The 22616-nt window shown below is 62.9% G+C and carries 29 protein-coding genes; 17 read left to right on the forward strand and 12 right to left on the reverse strand.

What is annotated here, in order from left to right:
- Positions 1–261 precede the first annotated feature (261 nt).
- The 3 genes from J1C56_RS04970 (at position 262) to J1C56_RS04980 (ending at position 2476) form a co-directional block, all read left to right on the forward strand.
- A complete protein-coding gene (locus tag J1C56_RS04970; protein WP_214386507.1) occupies positions 262–657 on the forward strand; it encodes a rhodanese-like domain-containing protein in 396 nt (131 codons plus the stop codon).
- 71 nt (positions 658–728) lie between these two features.
- Positions 729–1532 carry a MerR family transcriptional regulator gene (locus J1C56_RS04975; RefSeq protein ID WP_214386509.1) on the forward strand — a complete coding sequence of 268 codons (804 nt, stop codon included), beginning with the start codon at positions 729–731 and terminating at the stop codon, positions 1530–1532.
- Between the two features lie 14 nt (positions 1533–1546).
- On the forward strand, positions 1547–2476 hold the full coding sequence (locus J1C56_RS04980) for a hypothetical protein (RefSeq protein ID WP_214386511.1): 930 nt from the start codon (positions 1547–1549) through the stop codon (positions 2474–2476).
- A gap of 33 nt (positions 2477–2509) precedes the next feature.
- Here the strand turns inward: J1C56_RS04980 and J1C56_RS04985 are convergent, their stop codons facing one another.
- On the reverse strand, positions 2510–3415 hold the full coding sequence (locus J1C56_RS04985) for an alpha/beta hydrolase (RefSeq protein WP_214386513.1): 906 nt from the start codon (positions 3413–3415) through the stop codon (positions 2510–2512).
- Between the two features lie 48 nt (positions 3416–3463).
- Between J1C56_RS04985 and J1C56_RS04990 the strand changes: the two genes are divergently transcribed.
- A complete protein-coding gene (locus tag J1C56_RS04990; RefSeq protein WP_214386515.1) occupies positions 3464–3913 on the forward strand; it encodes a MarR family winged helix-turn-helix transcriptional regulator in 450 nt (149 codons plus the stop codon).
- 4 nt (positions 3914–3917) lie between these two features.
- Here J1C56_RS04990 and J1C56_RS04995 read toward each other — a convergent pair whose 3' ends face one another.
- The 3 genes from J1C56_RS04995 to J1C56_RS05005 all read right to left on the reverse strand — a co-directional run bounded on the left by J1C56_RS04995 (position 3918) and on the right by J1C56_RS05005 (position 5976).
- Positions 3918–4802, reverse strand: a complete 885-nt coding sequence (locus J1C56_RS04995; protein ID WP_214386517.1) for a protein-methionine-sulfoxide reductase heme-binding subunit MsrQ — start codon at positions 4800–4802, stop codon at positions 3918–3920.
- Positions 4803–4945: 143 nt separating this feature from the next.
- Positions 4946–5557, reverse strand: a complete 612-nt coding sequence (locus J1C56_RS05000) for a pyridoxamine 5'-phosphate oxidase family protein (protein ID WP_214386519.1) — start codon at positions 5555–5557, stop codon at positions 4946–4948.
- A 65-nt stretch (positions 5558–5622) separates the two neighbouring features.
- The gene (locus J1C56_RS05005) at positions 5623–5976 is read right to left on the reverse strand and encodes a gamma-butyrobetaine hydroxylase family protein (protein ID WP_214386521.1); all 354 of its coding nucleotides are present in this window, start codon (positions 5974–5976) and stop codon (positions 5623–5625) included.
- 208 nt (positions 5977–6184) lie between these two features.
- Between J1C56_RS05005 and moaA the strand changes: the two genes are divergently transcribed.
- The 10 genes from moaA to J1C56_RS05055 all read left to right on the forward strand — a co-directional run bounded on the left by moaA (position 6185) and on the right by J1C56_RS05055 (position 14149).
- Positions 6185–7180: a GTP 3',8-cyclase MoaA gene (moaA, locus tag J1C56_RS05010; RefSeq protein WP_214386523.1), complete on the forward strand. Its 996-nt coding sequence runs from the start codon at positions 6185–6187 to the stop codon at positions 7178–7180.
- A 57-nt stretch (positions 7181–7237) separates the two neighbouring features.
- The gene (locus J1C56_RS05015) at positions 7238–7708 is read left to right on the forward strand and encodes a hypothetical protein (RefSeq protein ID WP_246591123.1); all 471 of its coding nucleotides are present in this window, start codon (positions 7238–7240) and stop codon (positions 7706–7708) included.
- A 91-nt stretch (positions 7709–7799) separates the two neighbouring features.
- Entirely contained in the window at positions 7800–8720 is a 921-nt protein-coding gene (locus tag J1C56_RS05020) for a DMT family transporter (protein ID WP_214386525.1), read from the forward strand.
- Between the two features lie 2 nt (positions 8721–8722).
- Positions 8723–9346 (forward strand): molybdenum cofactor guanylyltransferase MobA, encoded by a 624-nt coding sequence (gene mobA, locus J1C56_RS05025; protein WP_214386527.1) that lies wholly within the window; start codon positions 8723–8725, stop codon positions 9344–9346.
- A complete protein-coding gene (gene mobB, locus J1C56_RS05030; RefSeq protein ID WP_214386529.1) occupies positions 9346–9858 on the forward strand; it encodes a molybdopterin-guanine dinucleotide biosynthesis protein B in 513 nt (170 codons plus the stop codon). Before mobA ends, mobB begins: the two co-directional genes overlap by 1 nt.
- Before the next feature lie 160 nt (positions 9859–10018).
- Positions 10019–10795: a transporter substrate-binding domain-containing protein gene (locus tag J1C56_RS05035; protein ID WP_214386531.1), complete on the forward strand. Its 777-nt coding sequence runs from the start codon at positions 10019–10021 to the stop codon at positions 10793–10795.
- 133 nt (positions 10796–10928) lie between these two features.
- Positions 10929–11642 carry an ABC transporter permease gene (locus J1C56_RS05040; RefSeq protein WP_214386533.1) on the forward strand — a complete coding sequence of 238 codons (714 nt, stop codon included), beginning with the start codon at positions 10929–10931 and terminating at the stop codon, positions 11640–11642.
- Positions 11639–12469, forward strand: coding sequence for an ABC transporter permease (locus J1C56_RS05045; protein WP_214386535.1), 831 nt, complete (start codon positions 11639–11641; stop codon positions 12467–12469). The genes J1C56_RS05040 and J1C56_RS05045 overlap by 4 nt, the downstream gene beginning before the upstream one ends.
- A 102-nt stretch (positions 12470–12571) precedes the next feature.
- A complete protein-coding gene (locus tag J1C56_RS05050; RefSeq protein ID WP_214386537.1) occupies positions 12572–13441 on the forward strand; it encodes an NAD(P)-dependent oxidoreductase in 870 nt (289 codons plus the stop codon).
- A 9-nt stretch (positions 13442–13450) separates the two neighbouring features.
- A complete protein-coding gene (locus tag J1C56_RS05055; RefSeq protein WP_214386539.1) occupies positions 13451–14149 on the forward strand; it encodes a DNA alkylation repair protein in 699 nt (232 codons plus the stop codon).
- Here the strand turns inward: J1C56_RS05055 and J1C56_RS05060 are convergent, their stop codons facing one another.
- The 4 genes from J1C56_RS05060 to J1C56_RS05075 all read right to left on the reverse strand — a co-directional run bounded on the left by J1C56_RS05060 (position 14150) and on the right by J1C56_RS05075 (position 16646).
- A complete protein-coding gene (locus J1C56_RS05060) occupies positions 14150–14641 on the reverse strand; it encodes an Lrp/AsnC family transcriptional regulator (RefSeq protein WP_214386541.1) in 492 nt (163 codons plus the stop codon).
- Positions 14642–14749: 108 nt separating this feature from the next.
- Positions 14750–15367, reverse strand: coding sequence for a uracil-DNA glycosylase family protein (locus J1C56_RS05065; protein WP_214386543.1), 618 nt, complete (start codon positions 15365–15367; stop codon positions 14750–14752).
- 2 nt (positions 15368–15369) lie between these two features.
- Entirely contained in the window at positions 15370–15981 is a 612-nt protein-coding gene (locus tag J1C56_RS05070) for a glutathione S-transferase (protein ID WP_214386545.1), read from the reverse strand.
- Positions 15982–16028: 47 nt separating this feature from the next.
- A complete protein-coding gene (locus J1C56_RS05075) occupies positions 16029–16646 on the reverse strand; it encodes a thermonuclease family protein (protein ID WP_214386547.1) in 618 nt (205 codons plus the stop codon).
- A 77-nt stretch (positions 16647–16723) separates the two neighbouring features.
- On the opposite strand from J1C56_RS05075, the gene J1C56_RS05080 reads away from it, so the two are divergent.
- Complete coding sequence (locus J1C56_RS05080; protein WP_214386549.1) at positions 16724–18241, forward strand: sensor histidine kinase; 1518 nt, start codon at positions 16724–16726, stop codon at positions 18239–18241.
- A 1-nt stretch (position 18242) separates the two neighbouring features.
- Here J1C56_RS05080 and J1C56_RS05085 read toward each other — a convergent pair whose 3' ends face one another.
- Positions 18243–19238 carry a nicotinate-nucleotide--dimethylbenzimidazole phosphoribosyltransferase gene (locus J1C56_RS05085; protein ID WP_214386551.1) on the reverse strand — a complete coding sequence of 332 codons (996 nt, stop codon included), beginning with the start codon at positions 19236–19238 and terminating at the stop codon, positions 18243–18245.
- Positions 19239–19431: 193 nt separating this feature from the next.
- Here J1C56_RS05085 and J1C56_RS05090 point away from each other — a divergent pair, with 193 nt between their 5' ends.
- Entirely contained in the window at positions 19432–19662 is a 231-nt protein-coding gene (locus J1C56_RS05090; RefSeq protein WP_214386553.1) for a DUF1289 domain-containing protein, read from the forward strand.
- A gap of 15 nt (positions 19663–19677) precedes the next feature.
- The gene (locus tag J1C56_RS05095; protein WP_214386555.1) at positions 19678–20379 is read left to right on the forward strand and encodes a TIGR02281 family clan AA aspartic protease; all 702 of its coding nucleotides are present in this window, start codon (positions 19678–19680) and stop codon (positions 20377–20379) included.
- 8 nt (positions 20380–20387) lie between these two features.
- Here the strand turns inward: J1C56_RS05095 and J1C56_RS05100 are convergent, their stop codons facing one another.
- The 3 genes from J1C56_RS05100 to fmdA all read right to left on the reverse strand — a co-directional run bounded on the left by J1C56_RS05100 (position 20388) and on the right by fmdA (position 22606).
- On the reverse strand, positions 20388–20687 hold the full coding sequence (locus J1C56_RS05100) for an FmdB family zinc ribbon protein (RefSeq protein WP_214386556.1): 300 nt from the start codon (positions 20685–20687) through the stop codon (positions 20388–20390).
- A 106-nt stretch (positions 20688–20793) separates the two neighbouring features.
- Positions 20794–21306: an AmiS/UreI family transporter gene (locus J1C56_RS05105; protein ID WP_214386557.1), complete on the reverse strand. Its 513-nt coding sequence runs from the start codon at positions 21304–21306 to the stop codon at positions 20794–20796.
- A 73-nt stretch (positions 21307–21379) separates the two neighbouring features.
- Positions 21380–22606, reverse strand: coding sequence for a formamidase (fmdA, locus tag J1C56_RS05110; RefSeq protein WP_214386558.1), 1227 nt, complete (start codon positions 22604–22606; stop codon positions 21380–21382).
- Between the last annotated feature and the right edge of the window lie 10 nt (positions 22607–22616).

Consider the following 22616-nt stretch of genomic DNA (forward strand, 5'->3'; position numbering starts at 1 on the left):
GCCCGGAAACTGCTCTGGAATCGCCATGCGCCGGTGGAAGAATTCCTGTCCACAAATGGCTGATGTAAGGCGCTGCTCTCTCGATTCATACCGATAACGTTAAGCTTTCATAAATTTCCCGACAGCTGTTGCCGAACAGTTTCACATCATCGTGAGACAAGCCGGCAGGTGGCACAATTCATCGGCGATGACAGCCTCGCCGCTTCATGCGATCACTTGGCCTTGCAAGCTGAACTTGGGCCGAATTGACGCGAGGGCAAGGTGAAGAAGGGCCACAGGGAACTGCTCGACGAGGCCAATGCGGTGGTCGAGGTGGTGTCGCCCGAGGAAGCGGCAACCCTGCTCGACGACACCGAAACCATCTTCGTCGACCTGCGTGATCCGCGCGAGGTCGAGCGCGAAGGCAGGATTTCAGGTGCCCAGCATTGCCCGCGTGGCATGCTCGAATTCTGGATCGACCCGGACAGCCCCTATCACAAGCCGTTCTTTGCCAGCGGCAAGAACTTCGTCTTCTTTTGCGCCGGCGGGTGGCGCTCGGCGCTCGCCGCCAAGACGGCGCAGGAGATGGGGCTGGAGCCGGTCCGGCACATTCTTGGTGGGTTCACTGCGTGGCGCGCGGCGGGCCTGCCTGTAGAGCCAGGCAACAAGAAAGGCTGATCGGCGGGGCAGCGACGACAGCAAATCGCGCGCTTGACCTCGCCCCTGGGGCCAGCCCTAGACACGACGTCATGACCGATTCCTATCTCCTCGCCGGCCGTTTCGGGGCCGCCACGCGACTGTCGCCAAAGGCACTGCGGCTCTATGCCGAGCAAGGCCTGCTTGTGCCGGTCCACATCGATCCGCAGACCGGTTATCGCTACTATGCCTCCTCGCAGGCACCACGGGCGCGTCTGATCTCGCGGCTGCGCCGGCTGGGGCTGCCGATCGCCCGTGTCACGCAGTTGCTGGAACTCACGCCGGAAGCACGCGTCGTCGAACTGCAAAGCTGGCTGAGCGCGCAGAACGACAGGCTTGCCGATCAGGCCGAACTCGTGCGCGCCCTCTCCCGGCAAGCCGAAGGCGGCGAACCGGCATTGACGGCGACGATCGGCCTGCGCGAGGTATCGGCCACAAAAGTCGTCTCACGACAGCGCCAGATCGGCGTCGAAGGGCTGGACGATTTCATCACCGAAGCCGAAACCGACATCCGTACGCACCTGCGCGCCTCGGGATTGCCTGACGGCGGCTTGATGAGCGTGCATTTTCACGACTTCATCAGCCGCGACAGCGAAGGCCTCATCGAGATCGCCGTCGCCTGTGAGGGAAGCCTCGAGCCTGCAGGTGACCTGCTCATCAGGCTCCAGCCGGCGCGGCGCGAGGTCTATCTGCCGGTGCCCAGGACCGATGAGGATTTTCCCCGCGTCATGCACGTCTACGACGCCCTTGAAGCGTGGCTCGACGCGCGGCGCGACCTGAGCTGCACCGGCAGCCCCTGCGAAACTTATCCCGGAACCCAAGGCGCACGTTTCGACGTCGCCTACCCGATCACCTGACAAGAGGTTAAGACATGACGCACTTTGCCTACACGGGCTCGGGCCCGTATTGCTATGCTAATTCCTTCGCCATGATGTTCGGAGCCGATGCGCCGTCGACCGCCGTCATCGAGGTGGCCATTGGCGGCCCGTTCGGCATGCAGCTGATCGGCGGCTCCCTGCCCTTCTTCGACCCCTATGGCTGGGACCCGGAAAAAGGGTTTGAAGACGCGCTTGCAGCGCTTGGCTGGACATCTGATGTCACGCAAGGGGGCGAAGCCGAAGAGGCCCTGGCGCGCCTCAAGGAGGCATTGGCCGCTGGCCCGGTCTGGATCGGTCCGGTCGAAATGGGGCATCTCCGGCACCAGCCCCGCATGCGCGGCCCGATAAAGGCCGATCATTATGTCGTGGCGCTCGAAGTCGACGACGAGAGCATCTTGATGCACGATCCGCAGGGCTATCCCTACGCCCGCCTGCCGCTCGCCGACTTCATGGCCGCATGGAGCGCCAGGACGCTGATCTATGGCACGCCCTACACGATGCGCACCGCCTTCAGGCGGATCGCTGACATTGCCGATGTGGACATGATCAAGGCGTCGATCCCCAGCGCGATCCGCTGGCTGGCGATGACGGGTGAGCACGACATGCCGGCGGGAAGCTCGGGCAACGCCGCGGCCGCCGAAGCGCTGGCGCGCCTGATCGAGCGCGGCTGCGAGGACGACCTGCGTGGCCACATGATCCACTTCGCCGTCCGCACAGGAGCCCGCCGCGCGGCGGACGCCGCAACCTGCCTGGAACGTGCCGGATACACCGAAGCGGCGAGGATTGCTGGCAAGCAGGCCCGGCTCATAGGCTCGCTGCAATACCCGCTCATCGTCGGAAAAGACGTCGAGGCGGCGGCATCGCTTCGCGAACTGGCGCCGACCTACGACATGCTGAGGGCGGCGCTGGAGAGCCGAGGCTGAGCCTTGCACGGTGCCCGCGGAGCCAAGGGCCGGCTAGTGAACCGTGTCGAGTTCCCGCGCAGTCGTGAGAAATCCGACTGCCTCAGCCACCACCTTGGCGCTCGAAAGGATGCGCCGATGGCCGAGGCCGTCGGCCCAGAACAGCCTGACATGACCACCGGCTCCGGCCATGGCGCGCGCTTCGTTGGCCGACACTTCCCTGTCGTCGGGGGCGTGGATCACAAGCGTCGGGGTAGCCAGGCGCATCAGCAGCCTGGAACCGACGAACTGGCCGATCGGGGTGCCGGTCACGCGCTGCACCTGCCCCGAGATCGCGCGCTGCGTCTTGGGGCCAAGGTTCAGATAACGGCCGAAATCGTCGAACAGCTTGGGCATCGAATCAGGCGCGGCCACCAGCACCAGCCGCTTGGCTGGAAGCGGTTCAAACCCCTTGACCGTTCCGGCGGCAGCGTTGACGGCAACCGCACCGCCAAAGGAATGGCCGACGATCGCCTCGAACGGTCCGAACCACTGACCGGCAAGCGTGGCCGCCTCGACGGCCTTGGCCATGTCGAGCGCGCGGCCGAGCGAGCCACCATGGCCCGGCAGGTCGAGCGAGATCACCCTCAGGCCGGCATCCCTGTAGCCTTCGATCAGCGCTTGCATGTACTCGGTCCGCGAACGCCAGCCATGGATGACAAGCACGGTGCCATTGCCTGGCCCTTCGGGGCGAAACTCATGCATTGCCACGCAGCCGCGTTGCGTCTTGATTCGGTGGTGGCGAGCCTCGGCCATGAAGCCAGACGCGTTGCCGATGGCACGCCTTTCACCTGCACTCAGGGAGCGCTGGCTTGGCGTTCGGCGGAATAGCTCGAATGCCGCGCGGCCGGCGAGACGTGGCGAAACCAGTTCGGCCGCACCGAACAGCCGCCGGATGACCTTCAGTCCGATTGATGCCATAGTGGTCGTCCATCCATAAGTTCAATCATGAACAATAATAGTTCAACAATGAACAATAAACAAGATTTGCCGTGGGATAACCCGCGGTTCAGAAACTGGGTTGCCGTGGCCAAGGCGTGCCACTCCATGGAGCGTGCCCTGGCGAGCGCGTTGCAGCCGCACGACCTCAAGCCGGCGCAGCTCGATGTCCTGATGAATCTCTATCGCCACCCCGGCATTTCGCAGCACGACCTGGCACGCAAGCTGCTGGTCGGGCGCTCGAACATCACCATGCTGCTGCCGCAGCTGGAAAAGCGCGCGCTGGTGCGGCGGGAAGCCGACGCCAAGGACCGCCGGGTCATGCGGCTGACGCTGACGGAAGAGGGCGGGATGCTGCTGATGCGGGCGCTGAAGACCTATGGCGCGTTGATCGAAAAGGCGATGAGCTCGTCAACGCCCGAACAATGCGACCTCATCGGCGCGCACATGCTGCGCGTCGCCGACGCCTTGAAGGAATAGTCGCTCAGGCGGCTGCCCTGGCGGCCCGCCTGCCCCGCGGCGCTTCCACCTTTCCCATCGACCTGACGAAGCCGACTGCCGCGACCGCAAGGCCTGTCGCCAGTATCCACCAGCCCGGCCGGATCGTGTAGGAAAACTGCAAATTGGCCCACAGCACGCGGCTCGGCGGCACGCCGGTCGCCAGACCGTACCAGGCCGCCTCGACAATCACCGTCGACAGCGCCGCCAAAACTGCGATCGCGATGAGCACCAGCGGCGATGTCAGGCCGAAGCCACGCCAGTGTGCCACCCGGTAAAACATCAGGAGCATGAAGAAGCCCGCCATCAGCGTCGGCTCATAGACATCGGCCTTGGACTGTATGAAGAAGTGCAGCGCAGCCAGGATGGCGATGCCATAGACGATCTTGTGAAGCCGGTTCCAGTTGCGACCCAACTTCTTGATCGCCGCGTCGGTCGACGTCGCGCCAAGGGCGACAAGCCCGAGCAGCGCGACGAAGCCGATGGTCAGATAGATGCGCAGCGCGATCTCGCTGACGACGCGGACCACATCCCAGTTCTGGTCGAAGAAGTAGAGCACGAGATGGCCGAGCGCGTAGGCGAGCGCGGCGATGCCGAGCATGCGCCGGATGAGAATCAGCTTCGGCCACTGCCCGATGCGGCGCAGCGGAGTCACGGCCAATGACATCAGCAGAAAGCGGATCGCCCAATCGCCGGTTTCATGGATGGCGGCGGTGAATGGCCGCGGACCGAGCAGCATGCTGGCGCCGGCGCCTTGCGGAAAGCCCTTCATCGCGTAGTAGCCAAGCAGCAGTGCCGGCACCAGCGTTCCGGCAAATGCCACAGCCTTCAGCGGCGATAGATTTCCGGCGCGGTCTGTCCAAGGCGTCATTCAGGATAACTCCAGCAATTTTGCCGGTATACGTCGCGAAAGCCGTCGGAGTTACGCTGACTGCGATCACTTTGTTTTGAGGCCTGGAAGCCTGCTTTTCCTCATTCTTCCTGACTTCGCAGGATTTTCCTACCGCAGGTCGCCTACCACATCGACTTCCTGGCGCGCTCCGGCCATTCGCGGTCATAGGTTTCGCCGTCGATGCTGGCGCGGCTGGTGACGGCAAGGATCTGTCCCGGCGTCGGCAGCGACTTGGGATCGACATGGCGCTCGGGATTCCACAGTTCCGAGCGGACGATCGCTCGCGCGCACTGGAAGTAGACGGCATCGACATCGATGACGGTCACCGAACGCGCTGGCTTGCCTTCGACGGTGAAGGAAGCACACAGTTCGGCATCGACGCTGATATGGGCACGGCCATTGACGCGTAGTGTCGTCCCCGAGCCCGGCACCAGGAACAGCAGCGCGACGCGCGGATCGCGGATGATGTTCCTCAGCGAATCCGCACGGTTGTTGCCGCGGCGGTCCGGCATCATCAGCGTGCGCGGATCGTGGATGCGGACGAAGCCCGCAAGGTCGCCGCGCGGCGAGCAATCGAGCCCCTCGGGACCGCAGGTCGCCAGCGAGACGAAGGGCGAAGCTTCGATAAAGGCGGCATATTCGGGAATGACGTGATCGAGCTCCTTCACCAGCGAGGTTTCGCCGGCAACGCCATAGAGCGCCTCAAGCTGTTCCACCGTGGAAATGACCGACATGTCCGTCCCCTCTTCGTGCTTCGATGCGATGCGCTTAGCCGGCCAATGTGAACGGCCAACGACAATCAGCGTTCGCGGCTCATCCCCTTTTGCGCCAGCTCGTCAATATATTCCTGCCAGCGCTTGTCCTTGTCGTGGCCAAGCGTGTGCAGGTAGTTCCAGGTGAAGATGCCGGTGTCGTGGAAATCGTCGAAGGTGATGCGCACGGCATAATTGCCGACCGGCTCGATCTTGAGGATGGCAACTTCCTTCTTTCCCGGCACGGTCACGCGCTGCTCCGGCGAATGGCCCTGCACTTCGGCAGATGGAGAAAGCACACGCAGCAGTTCCGCCGAAAGCTCGAACGGGCGGTGGTCCGGAAACGTCACCGTCAACAGCTTGCGGTCCTTGGAGACCCTCAATTCCTTCGGTGCCGTCATGATCCGTCCTGCAGTTGTGAACCGCCTTTCACTACTGCGCTTCGAACGTTGCGGAAAGTGCTAAGACAGCGCCAAGACGGCAAAGCTGGCAGAGTCACTCCAAGGCAACAAACTTTCATCTTGATTGACATGCACAAGCGTACAACATAGCCATAATATGACAGGCGCTGGCCAAGGCGCCACGCAACGGGAAACGGAAGCGCAGACCATGGATATGATCGATCCTTTCGGTCGCTCGATCAGTTATCTGCGCGTGTCGGTTACCGACCGCTGCGACTTCCGTTGCACCTATTGCATGGCCGAAGACATGGCCTTCCTGCCCAAGAAGGACCTGCTGTCGCTCGAGGAGCTCGACAGGCTTTGCACGGTTTTCATCGAGAAGGGTGTCAAGAAGCTGCGTCTGACCGGCGGCGAACCGCTGGTGCGCAAGAATGTCATGCATCTCATCCGCCAGCTGTCGCGCCATCTCGACAGCGGCGCGCTGGAAGAACTGACGCTTACGACCAACGGCTCGCAGCTGTCGCGCTTCGCAGCTGAACTGGCCGATTGTGGCGTCAAGCGCATCAATGTTTCGCTCGACACGCTCGACCCCGACAAGTTCCACGCCATCACCCGCTGGGGCCATCTCGCCAAGGTGATGGAAGGCATCGACGCCGCCCAGGCGGCCGGCCTGCACATCAAGATCAATGCGGTTGCGCTCAAGGGCTTCAACGATGCCGAGATCCCCGAGATTCTGCGCTGGGCCAATGGCCGCGGCATGGACCTGACGGTCATCGAGACGATGCCGATGGGCGAGATCGATGCCGACCGCACCGACCAGTACCTGCCACTGTCGCTACTGAGGGCCAATCTCGAGCGCCAGTTCACGCTGACCGACATCCCGTTCAAGACAGGCGGGCCGGCACGTTACGTCAATGTCGCCGAAACCGGCGGCAAGCTCGGCTTCATCACGCCGATGACGCATAATTTCTGCGAGAGCTGCAATCGCGTACGCCTGACCTGCACCGGCACGCTCTACATGTGCCTCGGCCAGGAGGACGCAGCCGACCTCAGGGCGCCACTGCGCGCGTCCGAAGGCAACGAACTCTTGGCGAACGCCATCGACGAGGCGATCGGACGCAAGCCGAAGGGCCACGATTTCGTCATCGACCGCCGCACCAATCGCCCATCCGTCTCGCGCCACATGAGCGTGACCGGCGGCTGAGCGGCGCGGCATCCACTCGCCACGCGTGACTGCTTTTGTCGAAGGGGTACTGGTGGCATGGCTTACCGGCTCGCAAAGACGCTGTCCGCAATGACGCTGGCGATGGTGATCGCACTACCTGCTCTGGCCAAGCCGTTCATCTACACCAATGCGCGCTTCGGAACCTCGGTGACGTTTCCGCTCGAAGTCTTCCCCGAGCGGGCCGAGCCGCCGGAGAACGGCGACGGCATAACTTTCCTGGCGGCGGATGGGGCGAGCCTCGCCATCTACGGCTCCAACAATGCGCTCGAGCAGACACCAAAGCAGCTCGCCGACATGAGCTCCGAGGGTCTCGAGGTCACTTACCGAAAGCTGGGCAAGGATTGGGTGGTGCTTTCGGGCAATGACGGCACCGACATTTTCTACCACCGCCTCGAATTCGGCCGCGCCGGCGTCATCCATGCCTTCCTGCTCAAATACCCCGCGTCGGCCAAGGCCAGATACGACCCGCTGGTCAGCGCCATCGCCGAAAGCCTCAACGGCCCGTGAGGCCGAATGAACCCTGGTCCATCTGATTGGCATTGCTGTTTCGCGCACCGGTGCTAAAGCCGTAGGCAACAGCAGCAACCGGAAAGCCGAAGTGCCACTTTCCTCTAATGTTCGCGGCGCCACGTTCATGGTTGTCGCGATGGCAGCCTTCACCTTCAACGACACGCTGAGCAAGCTCGCCGCCCAGACGATCAATCCGGGCCAGCTGATGCTGGTGCGTGGGCTGTTCGCCACAACGCTGATCAGCCTTCTCGCCTGGCAGCAGGGAGCCTTGAAGGGCTACCGCGACTACTGGCATCCGATGGTATTCCTGCGCCTTGTCAGCGAGGTTGGCGGCACCGTGTGTTTTCTCGCCGCCCTGCCCCATCTGCCGCTCGCCAACATTTCCGCAGTGCTCCAGGCGCTGCCATTGGCCGTGACGATGGGCGCGGCACTGTTTCTGGGCGAGAGCGTCGGCTGGCGCCGCTGGCTGGCCATCGCCGCCGGCTTTGGCGGCGTGCTGATCATCGTCCGGCCAGGCTTCGAAGGCTTCAACGCGTTTTCGTTGCTGGCCCTGCTTTCGGTCGCCTTCTGCGCCGTGCGGGACCTGGCAACACGAAAGATCCCCGGGCACATCCCCTCCTTGTTCGTCTCGACCACCACCACCATCATCATCACCATCACCGGGGCCCTGACGATCGTGCCTTTCGGCGGCTGGGTTCCGATGACGCTCAACCTCGTCGGGTTTCTGGCGGGTGCAGCGGTGCTGGTGCTGTTCGGCTACCAGTTCGTCATCATGGCAATGCGTGAAGGCGAAATCTCCTTCATCGCGCCGTTCCGCTACACCGCCCTGATCTGGGCGCTCTCGCTCAGCGTCTTCGTGTTCGGCGACATCCCCGACTTCGCGATGATATCCGGTGCTGCCGTGATCGTTGCCTCCGGCCTCTATTCGCTCTATCGCGAACGCGTCGTCGGCAAAGGCCGGCCGGCAGCCGAAAGCACCAGCGCCTCTATGGCGCCCGACGGGATCTAGGCATGGCAGGGCACATCGCAGGGCTCATCCTCGCCGGCGGCCGATCGAGCCGGATGGGCGGCACCGACAAGACGCTTCTGGAACTTGGCGGTCGTCCCCTGACTGGTCTGGTGCTGGATCGCCTTCAGCCGCAGGTCGGTCAGATCGTCATTAACACCAATGCCGACCACGCGCTTTTCGCCGACTTCGGCGTCGACGTCATCAGCGACACGATATCGGGTTATCAGGGACCGCTGGCCGGAATCCTGGCTGGGCTGGAGTGGGCAGCCGACAAGCCTGACGTCACCCATCTCCTTAGTGTTGCCGGCGACACGCCTTTCTTCCCGGACGATCTTGCCCGGCGACTGGCCGCGCATTCTGGCGCTAGTCGTGGCGCCGTAGCCACCTCGCGCGGACGCGTGCATCCCACTTTCGCGCTATGGCCGGTTTCGCTTCGCGACGCGCTTGCGACCTTTCTGGAAAGCGGCGATACCCGAAGGGTAATGACGTTCATCGAGCAGGCAGGCTTAAACGTGGTGGATTTCCCGGTCGAACAGCGTGGCGCAACGACAGTCGACCCATTCTTCAACATCAATACGCCCGAAGACCTCGCCGACGCCAAGCGCCTTTTCGGTGGAGCGTATTGATGGCGCATCGGGTTTTCGGCATCACCGGCTGGAAGAACTCCGGCAAGACGACATTGACCGAACGCCTGGTGACGGAACTGGTCGGACGCGGCTGGAGGGTGTCGACCATCAAGCATGCCCACCACGACTTCGACATCGACAAGCCGGGTGCCGACAGCTTTCGCCATCGCCAGGCCGGTGCCACCGAAGTTGCCATCGTGTCGGGGCGCCGCTGGGCGTTGATGCATGAGCTGCGAAACGAAAACGAGCCCACACTCGACGAGGTCCTGGCAAGGATCGCGCCTTGCGATCTCGTTCTTGTCGAAGGCTACAAGCGCGAGCACCATCTCAAGATCGAGGCACGCCGGCTCGAGGCCAAGGACCGCTCGCCGCTGACATCGAACGACCCCTCGATCGTCGCCATTGCCTCCGACCATGCGGTCGAGGGCGAGCAGGTTCCGGTGTTCGGCATCGACGACATCAAGGCGATCGCCGACTTTGTCGAAGCGCGGACCGGACTTGCCGCGCACTGACGCAACGTCACCACGCTTGCCCGATGCCGGCGGCGCAAAACCCCTTTTCATGATTGATTTTTAACTGAAAACAGTGGGAGTATCGCCGCCAGCGGCGGAGTTCATCCGCTCAACGGCCGCCATGGACGGGAACCGGCCGAAGCGAAGAGAGAGGAACATCATGGGTATTTCCAAGCGTATTGCCCTGGCTGCGACTGCGGCCCTGGCGCTCACCATCGGTATGGCGCAGGCGCAGGAAAAGACAATCAAGATCGCCACAGAAGGCGCATACCCTCCCTACAACAGCTTGACCTCCGACGGTAAGCTCGTCGGCTTCGACGTCGACATCGCCAACGCGCTTTGCGAAGAGATGAAGGCCAAGTGCGAAATCGTCGCCCAGGAATGGGACGGCATGATCCCCGCGCTCCAGGCCGGCAAGTTCGACGCCATCATCGCCCAGATGTCGATCACGCCCGAGCGCAAGGAGAAGATCGACTTCTCCAAGAAGTACATCAACACCCCAGCCGTCATCGCCGTCGCCAAGGACAGCGACATCAAGGGCGTAACCAAGGAAGACCTCGCCGGCAAGAAGATCGGCGTCCAAGGCTCGACCATTCATTACAACTATGCCGAGAAGGTCTTCACCGACAGCGAGATCAAGTCGTACCCGACCGCTGAGGAGTACAAGCTCGATATGGCGAACGGCCGTCTCGATGCGGTCGGCGACGACGCCGTGACCATGGGTGCCTGGCTGGAGACGCCGGACGGCGCATGCTGCAAGATCGTCGGCACGATCCCGAACATGCCTGAGATCCACGGCGACGGCGCCGGTGTCGGCGTGCGCAAGGGAGATGCGCTCGCGGATCAGTTCTCCGCAGCCATCGAGGCCATCCGCGCCAACGGAAAGTACAAGGAAATCAACGACAAGTACTTCAAGTTCGACGCATACGGCAGCTAAGACGTCAATGCTGTGAAAACTGAACAAGCGGCGGGACAAGTTCCCGCCGTTTGGCTATCATAAGCACAACGACAAGCCGTCATCAAAGGCGGCGGCACTCCTGCAAGGGGAGGCCAACGGGGACAGCATACCGATGCAAAGCGTGTGGGCGCTTCTGAGTTTCGGGCCTGACGGATGGGGTGACGATATCGCCTATGGCGTGCTCGTCACAGTTTCGCTTGCCCTGGTGACATTGCCGCTCGGCCTGCTGATCGGCTTTCTGGTCGCGCTCGCCAAGCAGTCGAGCGAACCGGCCATGCGGCTGGCCGGCAACATCTACACCACCATTTTCCGCGGCCTGCCGGAACTGCTGACGCTGTTCCTGGTGTTCTACGGCGCACAGATCGGCATCCAGCAGGCGGTGCGGCTGGTGCGCCCGGAGGCCGTTGTCGAGATCAACAGCTTCGTCGCCGGCATGGTTGCTCTTGGCGTCGTCTTTTCGTCCTACGCCAGCGAGGTTTTCCTCTCGGCCTTCCGCGCCATCCCGCGCGGCCAGTATGAGGGCGGCTTTTCGATCGGCCTGTCGCCGCGCCAGACGATGCGGCTGGTGATCCTGCCGCAGCTTGTGCGCATCGCCCTGCCCGGCCTGTCCAACCTCTGGCTCATTCTGCTCAAGGACACTGCCCTGGTCTCGGCCGTCGGGCTGACCGACATCGTCCGCCAGAGCAGCATCGCCGCGCGCGTTACCAAGCACGCATTCCTGTTCTTCGGCGTCGCCTGCCTGATCTATCTCGCGCTCGCCATCATCTCGTCCTTCGGCATCCACGCCATCGAGCGCTGGGTCGGCAAGCGGGAGGCACAGCGATGAGTGCTACCAGTGAGCCAACGGCAAAGGTACTGCGACCGGCAGCACCGCCACGCGGATGGTCGCGCGAACGCGTCTTGGGCTGGGTCTTTGTCATCGGCTGGATAGCGCTCGGCGCCGGCCTGGTCACCTATCTGTTCAGCGTATGGAATCCCGAACTTTTCGCCAAATATGCGCCGTCCTATCTCTCGGGCCTGCGTGTGACGCTTGTCCTGGTAGCGATTTCCATCGTGCTCGGCGCAATCCTGTCGGTTCCTATCTGCTACGCACGCATGTCGAAGAACCGCGTGCTGAACGCGATTTCCTACGGCTATGTCTATTTCTTCCGCGGCACGCCGCTGCTCGCCCAGACCTTCCTGATCTACTACGGCTTTGGCTCGTTCCGGCCCCAACTCGAGGCCGTCGGCCTATGGGGCTTCTTCCGCGAGGCCTGGTATTGTGCCGTCTTTGCCTTCGCCCTCAATACAGCCGCCTATCAGGCCGAAATCCTGCGCGGGGCGATCGAGAGCGTCGGCAAGGGCCAGTGGGAAGCTGCGTCCGCGCTTGGCCTGTCGAAACTGCAGACGCTCTACAAGGTCATCCTGCCGCAGGCATTGATCGTAGCGCTCAGGCCTTACGGCAACGAAATCATCCTGATGATCAAGGGCTCGGCCATCGTCGCCATCATCACCGTCTACGACCTGATGGGCGAGACGCGTCGCGCCTTCTCGCGCACCTTCGACTTCCAGACCTACCTTTGGGCTGCCCTGCTCTATCTGTCACTGGTCGAAACCTTGCGCCATCTGGTGGACTGGATCGAAAGGCGCATCACCCGCCATTTGCATCGCTGAGCGCTGCCCTCGGCGCTGGTCCAACCATCATCGTCTTGACGAATTCGTCCGATCGCATAGACCACGGACACCAGAGCATTTTGCACTTCGAAAGGGTGAGCCATGGCATCGGTCGCGTTCCTTGGTCTTGGCGTCATGGGCTATCCCATGGCCGGGCATCTCAAGAACAAGGGCGGGCACGACGTCACCGTCTACAACCGCACCACCGAGAAAGCCCAAAAGTGGGCGGCCCAGCATGGTGGCGCTTTCGCTCCGACGCCGGCTGAGGCCGCCGAGGGCAAGGATTTCGTATTCGCATGCGTCGGCAATGACGACGACCTGCGTGAAGTCACGACAGGCGCCAAGGGCGCATTCAGCTCGATGAAGAAGGGCGCCATCTTCATCGACAACACCACTGCCTCGGCCGAAGTGGCGCGCGAGCTCGATGCCGCCGCAAAGGCAGGCGGTTTCCATTTCCTCGACGCCCCGGTCTCGGGCGGCCAGGCAGGCGCCGAAAACGGCATCCTCACTGTCATGGTCGGCGGTGAACAAGATGCCTTCGAGCGCGCCCGGCCGGTGATTGATTCCTTTGCCCGCATGGTCGGCCTGATGGGTCCGGCAGGTGCTGGCCAGCTGACCAAGATGATCAACCAGATCTGCATAGCCGGCCTCGTTCAGGGGCTCGCCGAAGGCATCCACTTCGGCAAGCAGGCAGGCCTCGACATCGAAAAGGTCGTCGATGTCATTTCCAAAGGTGCCGCCGGCTCCTGGCAGATGGAAAACCGCCACAAGACAATGAATGCCGGCAAGTATGATTTCGGCTTTGCCGTCGACTGGATGCGCAAGGATCTCGGCATCTGCCTGGAAGAAGCCGACCGCAACGGCGCCAAGCTGCCGGTGACCGCCCTTGTCGACCAGTTCTACAAGGATGTGCAGGGCATGGGCGGCAAGCGCTGGGACACTTCGTCCCTGCTCGCCCGCCTCGAGAAATAGAGCGGCAACATGGCGCTGTCGTCGGCATCCACGGTCGATGAGATCATCGCGCATCTGCGCACGCTGGCCTCGGACGAGAACCGGGCCGGCATGGCCCGCTTCGGCATCGCCACTGACCGCGCCCTCGGTATCCCGAATGCCGTGATCAATCCCATCGCGCGGCTGATCAAGCGCGACCACGACCGCGCTCTGGCCCTATGGGCCACAGGCATTCGTGAAGCCCGCATCCTGGCAACCGCGACTGACGAGCCGGCAAAAGTGACGCGCTCGCAGATCGACGCCATGGCCGCCGAGTTCGATAGCTGGGAGATCGTCGATCACGCGGCCCATCTCATCTGCGCTGCGAAGCTCGCCCAGGAGACCATTCCGGCCTATGCCGCCGATGAGCGCGAATTCGTCCGCCGCACCGCCTTTTCGACGATCGCCACGGCCGCGGTGCATCTGAAGAAGGAGCCGGACGAAACCTTCATCGCCTGGCTCAGGCTTGTCGATACGCACGCCTCAGACGACAGGAACTTCGTCAGGAAAGCGGTCAACTGGGCACTCAGGCAGGTCGGCAAGCGCTCGCCTGCCCTCCACCTACCCGCCTTGGAGCTCGCAGAAAAACTGGCGGCGTCATCGGACAAGACTGCTAGATGGATCGGCAAGGACGCCGTACGCGAACTCACCGATCCCAAGATAGTCGAACGATTGAACGCGAAGCGCTGATCAGGCCGCCGACGCGCCGCTTTCCTTGTCGAGGCTCATGTAGTCGAGCGGCATTTCGGTCGTGTACTTGATCTGCTCCATGGCGAAGGACGACGACACGTCGCGGATCTCGATCTTGGCGATGAGGCGCTTGTAGAAGGCGTCATAGGCCGCGATGTCGGGCACGACGACGCGCAGGAGGTAATCGACGTCGCCGCTCATGCGGTAGAACTCGATGACCTCCTGGAACTCCTGGATCACCTCTGAGAAACGACGCAGCCATTCATGGCTGTGCGAATTGGTGCGGATCGCGACGAACACCGTGACGCGCGCATTGATCTTCTCCGGGTCAAGCAGCGCCACGCGGCGCTTGATGACGCCCTCTTCCTCGAGCTTCTGGATGCGGCGCCAGCACGGGGTGGTGGACAGGCCGACTTTCTTGGCAACGTCGGCCACGGCCAAGGTCGCGTCCTCCTGGAGGAGGCGAAGGATTTTCCGGTCGAGGCGGTCCATATGCGGGCTCCGTTAGAAAAGGTTCGCCATAATCCTGTGATTTAGCCCATCATACAAGAAAGGAATTCTCCGCACACCCTGTATCTTCGGTATCGATTTCCACATCGCCTAGGAAAGGCGACGCTGGATTTCCGCCTGGAGAAAAGGCAGCAATTCCATTTCGAACCACGGATTGCGTTTGATCCAGCCGGTATTGCGCCAGGACGGATGCGGCAAAGGCAGCACATGCGGCAAGGACGAACGCGCCCAGACCGACCGCCAGTCGGCAACGGTGTCGGTGAGAGATGCTGATCGCTCCGCGCCCATGTGCCAGCGCTGCGCGTACTGGCCGATCGCCAGCACGAGGTCGATCTGCGGCATCAGCTGCATCAGCCGGGCCCGCCAGGCCAGCGCGCATTCCCTCCGTGGCGGCAGGTCGCCGCCCTTGGCATCCTGCCCCGGGAAGCAAAAGCCCATCGGCACGATGGCAAAGGCGTCAGGATCGTAGAAAGTTTCCGACGGCACGCCCAGCCAATCGCGCAGGCGATCGCCGGAGGCATCTGTGAAAGGCGCACCGCTCAGATGCACCTTGGTGCCAGGCGCCTGCCCGGCGATGAGGATACGCGCGCTCGACGACGGCACAAACACCGGCCGCGGCTCGTGTGGCAAAGGTTTGCCCGATGGCCGCTCGACGCAGATGCGGCACGCCTTGATCTCGGCAACAAGGCTGTCGAGTTCAACGGACATTGTCAGGCCGAGGCACTCGGGCGGGTTGCCAGTGCCTGATGCCAGCGTCGGACGTTGGAGAACTCATCCGGCATCACGATCTTCGCCGGTTTCATGAAGTCGAGAGCGCAAAGCCCGGTGATGTCAGCGATGGAATACTCGTCTCCGGCGGCGAATTCACGCAAGGCAAGTTCCGTGTCGAGCAGAGCCAGGAACTCGATGGCCTTTGGTTTGTTTGCCTCGCCCCATTCGGGCACCTGCGGAATTTCCCATTCCCTCATCGCCGGGTGGATATGACGGAAGGCGAAGGATACCGGCTGGAACAGGTTTTGCTCGATCCGCCGCTGCCACATCTCGACCTTGGCCTTGCCGAGCGCGCCGCGTCCGAACAAAGCCGGCTCGGGCTGAAGCTCTTCGAAATACCGGCAGATTGCGACGGTTTCGGTGAGGATGGTGCCGTCGTCGAGCTCCAGCACCGGCAGCCGCTGCAGCGGATTACGCGAGGAAACGTCCGCCTTCTTGTGCTCCATCGCGCCCATGTCGACGGAAACCTTGGGAACATCGATGCCTTTTTCGGCCAGGAATACGCGCACGCGCCTCGGGTTCGGCGCCCGCCCCCCGTCAAACAGCTTCATTTCTGCCTCCTCAGACTTGTCCCGACTTTGCAAGCATAAGCCGCAAGCTACGAGAATCGAAAGATTTCCCGCAACCAGTTGAGTATGCGCCCATAGCCGCCGTGTTCGATTTCAGCCATGTCGCCATGCATGTTGCGCCAGTCGCGGGGACGGTCGAAATCGCCGGCCCAAAGACCTTTTCGGCCGAGGCGCGCGGCAGCTTCCTCGGCTTCGTAGCCGCCATAGGCAACCGCCCAGCCGGCCTCCACCTGCGAACGGTTGAGATCGGTTCCGGCAGCCGTGCATTCGCCAAGAAACCGGCCGTACTTGTCCCGCTCCCAGCCAGCGCAGGTCACCTGGCGCCCGGCGACAAGTTTCGACAGCGCCTCACGCGAGCGGCGGCCGCAGGGGTACTCAACGCCGTCTTTCCTGCAAATCTGGGAATATTCCGGCGCGTCAATGCCGCGCAGGCGGATGCGCTCGGTGCCCAGCGTGATCGAATCACCGTCGTTGACGACGGCCACGCCCTCAGTCTTGCGCGTTTCCACCCTGTCGAGACGCGCCGAAACGAGGATCAGCAGTCCGAGCACGGCAGCTGCCAACGCATAGTCGAGAAACTTGCGCCAACGGCTGCGCGGGCGCCTGAAATACCGCTGTCGCGGCCTGCCCGACCACGAACGGCTCATATGGCAAACAATCCCTTAATCATTCGGACGTAGCGTGCAGACTTGAGATTAAGCGCGCGCGAAAACTGAATTATCACATGCCGTTGCAACGCTCTAACACGGCGGACAAGATCATTGTGGACCGCAGGAAACGCCATCGCAACAGCGATGTCGCTCGTGCTGTGCGCAAGACACGCGATCAATTGGCCCAGCAGCCGGGCGGGTTGGCGTTCGACCGCGAGTTGCTGAAGCTGCACGCCCGCTCGATCAGGGCCAATTCTGTTACCCTGCCGCTTCTGGTCGTCATCTTCGCCGGCATCGGCCTTTTGCTCGGCGCAGACGATGCCATCCTCAAATGGTCGCTTGTCGCCATGATGGGTTATGTCGGGCTGGCGCTGCTTGCCCGTCGCGCCGACGAGGCAGCGCCTGCGGCGATGACGCCATCGGCCATCCGGCGCAATTTCCTCATTGGCCATTTCGTCACCGGCCTCGCCTGGGCCTATCTGGCCGCCATGACCTGTGCCGCCTGCGAACCCGGCCTGCTGTCCATCGTCAAAGGCGCCTTCCTGCTCGTTGCCATGGCCGCGACCGCGATCGTGGCATCGTCGCTGCGCGGTGCACTGGCCGCGACCTTCGTCGTTCCCGTCGCCGCCTATGCCGCCTTCGGCGTCAAGCTGTCCGAGCCGCTTGGCATGGTCATGGTCGCGCTGTTGGTCGCCGCCTTGCCGTTCTTTTCGCTCGTCGCCGGGATCAAGAAGCGGTCGGCGCTGCTGCTGATGGCCGCCCGGTCAGAAATGGACGCGCTGATTGCCGAACTGGAAACGGCAAAGTCAATGTCGGACGAGGCCCGCCGCCGCGCCGAAGACGCCAATCTCGCCAAGTCGCGCTTCCTGGCCACGATGAGCCATGAACTGCGCACCCCGCTCAACGCCATCCTGGGCTTTTCGGAAGTCATGGCCAGCGAGGTGCTTGGCCCGATCAACAGCCCGACCTATCGGGAATACTCCCGCGACATCCACCAGTCCGGTCAACATTTGCTCGACCTCATCAACGAGATCCTCGACCTGTCGCGCATCGAGGCCGGCCGCTACCAGCTCAACGAGGAGCCGTTGATGCTACTCTCGGTGGTCGAGGATTGTTGCCACATGATGGAGCTCAAGGCGCGCAACAAGGATCTCAAGATCGTCGAGCAGTTCGAGCCGTCGCTGCCACGCCTTCTCGGCGACGAGCGCGCCATCCGCCAGGTAACGCTCAACCTTTTGTCCAACGCCATCAAGTTTTCGCCGACGGGCAGCGAAATCCGCGTCCGCGTCGGCTGGACCGCCGGCGGCGGTCAGTACATCTCGGTCAAGGACAAGGGTCCGGGCATTCCCGCCGACGAAATACCCGTCGTGCTGTCGGCTTTTGGCCAGGGCTCGATTGCCATCAAGAGCGCCGAACAGGGAACCGGCCTTGGCCTGCCTATCGTCCAGGGCCTTCTTGCCCTTCATGGCGGCGAGTTCGAACTGCGCTCGAAGTTGCGCGAGGGCACCGAGGCAATTGCGATCTTCCCCGCTGCCCGCGTGCTCGACGACCTGCCTTCGGCGACGCCGCGCAGTGCCGCCGGCCGTCGCTAGATCAGCGGATCGCCGCCGCCATTCCCGAACTGATCTGCGCTGCGGTCTTGACCAATCCAGCGGCAAGCCCGGCGCCAACCGCCTCGCCGTGATCGATTCCAAGCCCGAGCAAGGGCCGCGCGCCGAGCTTGGCCAGCAAGCGGGCATGGCCCGGCTCGGTCGAGACGTGCGAGAACATGCAATGGTCGAGTGCGGTCCGGTCGACGGCGTAAAGCACGGCAGCGGCTGCGGTCGTTGCGAAGCCGTCGAGCAGCACCGGGATTTTTTCCATGCGCGCCGCAAGGATGGCACCCGCGATGGCGGCGAATTCGCGCCCGCCGACCCGGCGCAAGGCTTCGAACGGGTCCTTGATATGAGGGCCATGCAGCGCCAGCGCCCGGTCGACCACTGCAGCCTTGCGGGCCTGCATGGCAGCGTCAGCGCCGGAACCCGGCCCCACCCAGTCGGCGCCCTTGCCGCCGAACAGTGCCGCGCAAAGAGCGGCGGCAATGGTGGTGTTGGCGACGCCGAGGTCGCCGATGCAGAACAAATCGCTGCCGCCGGCGATCGCTTCCATGCCGAAGGCCATGGTGGCAGCGCAGCCGCGCTCGTCGAGCGCCGGCTCGATGGTAATGTCTGATGTCGGCAGGTGCAGCGCCAGATCGAGCACTTTCAGGCCAAGGTCGTTGGCAAGGCAGATCTGGTTGATCGCAGCGCCGCCTGCGGCGCACAGCTCGACCCGCTGGGCCGTGGCCTCCATTGCCCGTGGCGACACACCCTGTGCCGCGACACCGTGATTCCCGGCGAAGATGGCGACCATCGGCTTGAGCACGGAGGGCGGCGCGCGGCCCGTCCAGCGGGCAAGCCAGGCTGCGATATCCTCGATGCGACCGAGCGAGCCTTTCGGCTTGTCGGCCTTGGCAAACAGCGCCCAAACCTTGCCTGCCTGGGCGACATCGCCCTCGGGCAGATGCGCAAACAGGTTGCGGAAATCGTCAAAGGGGGAAGCGCTGGTCATCGGGGAGGCCTGCCGTTCATCATCGTCATGCGCGGCATAGCCGCCTCAACGAGCGAAAACAATCGTGAGATGGCGATGAGGCGGCGAGACGTGACGTCGCGGGATAGCGCTTGCAATGACGCGCAGGCTACATCATCTGTGGCTGGCGCAGTGTATACATCAGCGCAAAAGCTTATCCGCCATGGACGACGCGATGACCGCTATTGAATCCCCTTGCATCATGCTGTGCTCGATCGACGATACGACCGGCTATTGCTTCGGCTGCGGCCGCACCCGTGACGAGGTCGGCGCCTGGCTTAGCATGACACCCGAGACGCGCCGCGCCGTCATGGCAACCTTGCCCGCCCGCCTCGCAACCATCGAGCGCAAGCCCCGCCGCGAGACCCGCCGTTCGCGCATGTCCCGCGAAAACGCATCCAACTGAGGATACCAGACAGACATGAGCCGGCTTTATTGGGTCGCCATTGCCGTGCTCGGCGGCGGACTGCTTCTTTTGCTGTTCAACCATTCGTCCGGCGAAACGCTTGGTCTCAACAATGACAGCTTTGGCCAGCTGATCTACATCGGCGCGCTCTTGCTGGTCATCGGTGCCGGCATCCTGCGGCGCGGCACGCGCCTCGGCGACACGGTGCGCAGCCTCGCCCTTTGGGTGGTGATCGTGCTGGTGTTTGTCGCGGGCTATCAGTATCGCTACGAACTGCAGGATGTCGCCAGCCGCATCTCCGCCGGCCTCGTGCCCGGAAGCCCGATGTCGGCACTGGATGGCGACGGCCGCGCGACAGTCACCTTGGACAAACTGACCAACGGACATTTTGGCGCGCGCATGCAGGTCAACGGCCAGACCATCGATGTCATGGTCGACACGGGCGCCACCACCACCGTGCTGACGGTGGCCGATGCCCGCCGCGCCGGTTTCGATCTTGAAAGCCTGAGCTTCACAATGCCTGTCTCGACCGCCAATGGCATTGCGCATGCGGCGCGGGTCACGGCTGCCACCGTTCAGCTCGGCGCCATCGAACGCAAGAACCTGCCGATGCTCGTCGCCGACCAGGGGCTCGAGCAAAGCCTGCTCGGCATGAATTTCATCGGCTCGCTGTCGGGCTTCGACGTGCGCGGCGACAGGATGATCCTGCGCGACTAGGTTCTCCCCTAGTGGCCGATCGACCATTTCTTGCGGGTCGGCGTCGGCTTGTTGCCGATCTTGCACAGGGCGCAACCGCAACCATTGAGGTGCGCCTTCTTCACCACTTTCGGTTCGGTGCCGCTGGCCTCTGAACGCGCCAGTGCACGGCGCAATTTGCCGTTCATCAGGCTGAGGCGCGGAGCTGCAACGTCCCGGTTGCTCTGTTCCTCGCATTGCGGACATGCGCACGCGCTGAGTGCGTCCTGCATCGACACCCATTCTTCAAACGGTCCGCAATCGTCGCAAACATAGTTGTAGAGCGGCATAAACAGCCTCCAAAAAGCATCAGGAGAAATAATCTGGCGGGCAAAACAACCCTCGCCCGCCCGCAAGCGGCCACGCCGGGCTACAGCCCGACCAGGCGCGCCGGCATCACAGCTTGCCGTCCAGCAGAAGAAATCCGGGCAGCCAGCCGGTGACGATACCTGCAAGCAGTGTCACGATCGCCGTCAGCCGCAGGATCGGCCGCTGCAGCGCCAGAAGCAGAAAATACAGGAACCACAGCACGCCCCAGATCACCCAGTTGGACGCCAGCCAGAAATCGGTCGACGTCTGGGCGGTGGAAAGCCCCTGTACCGCGACAGGAACCGTGGTGATGGCGACGAACAGGCTGAACCAGCCGAGACCGCGTCCGTCCACCTTCACCACCCTATTATAGGCCACCCAAAAATAGGTCGTCGAAAACAGGATCGTCAGCGCCGCACCCTTGATGGACGCAGCGTCGGCATTGGGTCCGAACGCCCAGGCGAGTGACGCGCACAGCGTCACGACGCCGGAGACGACGTTGATGACGACGATTTCCCGGTCCTCGATTTTCCCGAGCAGCCAAAGCCCGTTCAGGAACAGGACGGCGCCGACATAAAGCAATGCAAATCCGAGCAGCATGAAATCCCCTCCCAGGAAAGCGCCGGCCAGGAATGCTCCTGACCGTCGCCTTGGTTGTTCTGTTGCAGCCTGATCAGGTCGTCTTGGCGACGTCGGCCTTGAAGTCCTGCTTCTTGGGTCCATGGGCGTTGGGATTGATGTCGAAGTCGAAGATCGCCGTCGGAATGGCCAAGGTGGCGCAGACATTGGGTATGTCGACGATGCCGGCAATCCGTCCTTCGACAGGAGCGGTGCCCAGGATCATGTAGGCCTGCTCGCCGGAGTAGCCGAACTTCTTGAGGTACTCGATGGCGTTGAGACAGGCCCGGCGATAAGCGACATGGGCGTCGAGGTAATACTGCTCGCCCGTGTGCTCATCGACCGAGATGCCCTCGAAGATGAGGTAGTCGTCAAAATGCGGGTCGATCGGGCTTGGCTTGAAGATCGGGTTGATGACACCGTATTTCGCCATGCCGCCCTTGATGACGTCGACGCTGATGTCGACCCAACCGGCCATCTCGATGGCGCCGCAGAAGGTGATTTCGCCATCGCCCTGCGAGAAGTGGATGTCGCCCATCGAGAGACCGCCACCCTTCACATAGACCGGGAAGTAGACCTTCGAACCACGCGACAGGTTCTTGATGTCGCAGTTGCCGCCATGTTCGCGCGGCGGAACCGTGCGCCAGGCCTCCGCTGCGGCTTTCCTCGCCGCATCACCCTTCATCTGGCCCATCAGCGCCGTATCGGAATAGGGCAAGGCTGCCAGCGGCGGCACGCGGCCGGGATCGGTCGCCACCAGCTCGGCTTCACGACGGTTGGCTTCGGCAAGCAGCTTGTGGTCCGGCAGGCAGCCGATCAGGCCGGGATGGATGATGCCGGGGTAACGCACGCCAGGGATGTGACGCGACGTCGTGTAGATGCCATGGAAATCCCAGCAGGATTTGCTGGCCTCGGGGTAATGCTCGGTCAGGAAGCCGCCGCCGTTTTCCTTGGCGAACAGGCCGTTGAAGCCCCATTCCGAGTCGGGCTTGGCGCCGAGATCGAGGATATCGACAACCAGCAGGTCGCCTGGCTCCGCTCCATCGACGCCGAACGGGCCGCTGAGATAGTGGACACGCGTCAGGTCGACGTCGCGGACGTCGTTGGCGCTGTTGTTGTTGCCGATCTGGCCTCCCGTCCAGTCGTGGCATTCCACCCGGTAAGTGTGTCCCGGCTTGAGGTGGTCCACCATCGGAATGTCCGGGTGCCACCGGTTGTGCGTCTTGATGGCATGATCTTCCGGCGCTTTGTTCAAATCGACTGAAAATACTGTCTGTGGCATTGGGCTGTTC

It is taken from the genome of Aminobacter anthyllidis (genome assembly GCF_018555685.1).
Taxonomy (GTDB): Bacteria; Pseudomonadota; Alphaproteobacteria; order Rhizobiales; family Rhizobiaceae; genus Aminobacter; species Aminobacter anthyllidis.